The organism is Ruminococcus sp. 1001136sp1_2201st1_G3_2201SCRN_220225, assembly GCF_040924365.1.
Taxonomy (GTDB): domain Bacteria; phylum Bacillota; class Clostridia; order Lachnospirales; family Lachnospiraceae; genus Blautia_A; species Blautia_A faecis.
On the sequence record NZ_JBCOME010000127.1, the window covers coordinates 1 to 2,753 of the forward strand.

The following is a 2,753-nucleotide window of genomic DNA, read 5'->3' on the forward strand; positions in this document are numbered from 1 at the left end:
CCGTATGATGGGAAACTATCACGTACGGTTCTTAGGGGAGGGAAGGACAGTAATGCTCTTCTCTTACCCGACTATGCTAGTGTGGAAATGCTTTATCATCCAGAATATGTTGGTAAGCCATTAGCTGTAGGAGGAGATTCTGAAGCGAGGCATGGAATTGTATTGACGGCGAATTATATTGCGAAGAGAAGCGGCGTTAAGACTGGCATGGCATTGTGGCAGGCAAAGCAGGTTTGCCCGGATTTGATATTTGTGCCTCCGAGGATGGATTTATATTTGAAATTTTCCTCAATGTTGCGAGAAATATATTCGGAATATACGAATCAAGTTGAACCGTATGGATGTGATGAAGCTTGGCTTGATGTAACTGATAGTTTTTCACTGAAAGGTGACGGAAGAAAAATTGCAGAAGAAATTAACAGAAGGGTAAAGAAAGAACTGGGTATTACGGTAAGCATTGGAATTTCCTGGAATAAAATTTTTGCAAAACTTGGAAGCGATTATAAAAAGCCTGATGGAATTACAGAATTTAATCGGACGAATTATCGTGAACTAATCTGGAAACTTCCGGTATCAGATCTTCTATATGTAGGAAGATCAACGAATAGAACTTTACAGAAATATGGTATTCGCACAATCGGAGAACTGGCAAGAACAGATCCAAGTTTTCTGGAACGGCAGCTTGGGAAAATGGGACTTGTCATTTATTCATTTGCGAATGGCTGGGATGATTCACCAGTTTCAGTAGAAGGATATCAGGCACCGATAAAGTCTATTGGCAACAGTACAACGACACCCAGAGATCTGGAAAATGATCAGGATGTACAGATTATTCTGATGGCATTGGCAGAAAGTGTCGCAGCCAGACTGCGGAAACATGGTTTTAAATGTAATGTAGTGTCAATTTCGATTCGTGATAATGGGTTATTTCATTTCTCCAGGCAAAGAAAGCTGCAGGATCTGACCGACATTACAGATGAGATAATGAGTGCAGCATACCAGCTTTTTAGAGAGAACTATCATTGGCCTCGTCCAATCAGAAGTCTTGGAATCCGTGCAGATGATCTGGTTATGGGGCAGGTTCCGGTGCAGTTAGATTTATTTATGAATGAGCAGCGCCGGGAAAAACAGGAGAAGTTAGACAGGGCAGTAGATGATATCAGGCGACGGTTTGGATATCACAGTGTCCAGAGAGCATTTATGTATCAGGATAAAATATTATCCAGCCTGGATGCACAGGGATCCCACACCGTTCATCCAGTTGGATATTTCAATGGGAGGTAAGTGCTTTGAATGATAACAAAGTTTATGTAGAAGTCATTGTAAAATTCAGCACAGAAGGCGCAATGATGCCAATAGAATTTATTTGGGAAGATGGAACTAAATATTTAATTGATAAAGTAAAATCGAAAGAACGTTGTGCCAGCCGGAAAGCGGGTGGTACAGGAATTATGTATACTGTAATGGTAGATGGTAAGGAATGCCATTTATATTATGAATTTGATAAATGGTTTATGGAGCGCAAGAGTGCGTAAAGATTTAAGAAAGAAAATAGGATCTGCAAAAGAGCTGACCTTTCCCTTTTGCTCTTTTCAGATTGACATATAAGGGCATTACATCTATGTTCATGAAACAATATGCCCACTATATTGTCCATGCAGATGTGTCTCTGCTCAAGAATAATTCTTATTGAGCTTCCGTCAAAATCACAGGGATGGGAGTGTAGAACGTCAGAGAAAGACGATTCAATACGAAAAAAGGAGATTTTGATAATGACAGAGAGAGATTATGCGATTAGATCGTTTAAGGAAATTACATTAAATGCAGCACGACATACAGAAGAGAGAATGGATCTGTACTATGAAAAGATGAAAGCACTGATGAACAATTATCAGGATTTGATTTTGGAAAATCAGATGGTTCTGGATGAATTAGAGCAGGAGTGTCAGGAAAAGATCAATGAGAATATGGCCTATGCCCTTCAGTATATGGATGCCTATGATTACCGCATGAATTTAGGAAAATTGAAAAAAGAAGTAAACAATATCATTCTAATCTATGGACTTTGTGATATGGTCAACCGGGCAATGACACTGGTAAAATATTTTACACCGAATTTTGGAACCGAATATTATGATGTGCTTTATGGCTGCTTCTGCAGGCACAGAAAAATGACAGATATGGAAATTATGCTTGAACTGGGGATGAGCCGGGCAAGTTTTTATCGAAAGAAAAAAGCAGCTCTCCGGTATCTGGGATATTATTTTTTTGAAATCGTAGTGCCACAGTCTGCAAACAAACGATATAAGCCATCTTTTCCAGAAACGGAAGAGTAGATTTGAAAGAGCCTGATGGAATCTCCCCTTTTCATCAGGCTTATATATAATGGAATACTCCCCTATTTCTCTTATTATTCCGCAGATTCTTCAGCTGCAGTTTCTTTCTTTTTTCTGGATTTGCCAGAAATCATTTTATGACCTGAGTAAATGGCCATAGCCATACAAATCAGTGAACTGAATGCAAAATATTTATGAGCTGATTTCATATCCTTGTAGCCGGTGTAGCAAGTTCCGATCATGGAAACCAGTGCACCGATAGACCAGTATTTATGTGATTTCATTTGAACCTCTTGAGCTTTTTTATATCATACATCTTTTTAAGAAATATGCAAACTGGAATTGAACTAAATCGCTGCGCGATGGCCTGCGAAGGCTGTGGCGCAGTTTTCTCTTTAACTTAAAAAGGCAGTAGAT

At 39.2% G+C, this 2,753-nt stretch carries 4 protein-coding genes; 3 read left to right on the forward strand and 1 reads right to left on the reverse strand.

The window, feature by feature from the left end; all coding sequences use genetic code 11:
* Window positions 1-81: 81 nt before the first annotated feature.
* The 3 genes from AB5642_RS20130 (at window position 82) to AB5642_RS20140 (ending at window position 2,336) form a co-directional block, all read left to right on the forward strand.
* Window positions 82-1,284, forward strand: a complete 1,203-nt coding sequence (locus AB5642_RS20130; RefSeq protein ID WP_347088699.1) for a DNA polymerase IV — start codon at window positions 82-84, stop codon at window positions 1,282-1,284.
* A 5-nt stretch (window positions 1,285-1,289) separates the two neighbouring features.
* Window positions 1,290-1,535 (forward strand): hypothetical protein, encoded by a 246-nt coding sequence (locus AB5642_RS20135; RefSeq protein ID WP_330386437.1) that lies wholly within the window; start codon window positions 1,290-1,292, stop codon window positions 1,533-1,535.
* A gap of 237 nt (window positions 1,536-1,772) precedes the next feature.
* Window positions 1,773-2,336, forward strand: a complete 564-nt coding sequence (locus AB5642_RS20140) for a hypothetical protein (RefSeq protein ID WP_173719747.1) — start codon at window positions 1,773-1,775, stop codon at window positions 2,334-2,336.
* A 74-nt stretch (window positions 2,337-2,410) separates the two neighbouring features.
* Here the strand turns inward: AB5642_RS20140 and AB5642_RS20145 are convergent, their stop codons facing one another.
* Entirely contained in the window at window positions 2,411-2,620 is a 210-nt protein-coding gene (locus AB5642_RS20145; RefSeq protein WP_118511955.1) for a DUF6219 family protein, read from the reverse strand.
* Window positions 2,621-2,753: the final 133 nt, after the last annotated feature.

Excerpts from the sequence above, each read along its gene's own strand:
- AB5642_RS20140 (WP_173719747.1), top strand. The coding sequence starts at position 1,773 with ATGACAGAGAGAGATTATGCGATTAGATCGTTTAAGGAAATTACATTA.
- AB5642_RS20145 (WP_118511955.1), bottom strand. The coding sequence starts at position 2,620 with ATGAAATCACATAAATACTGGTCTATCGGTGCACTGGTTTCCATGATC.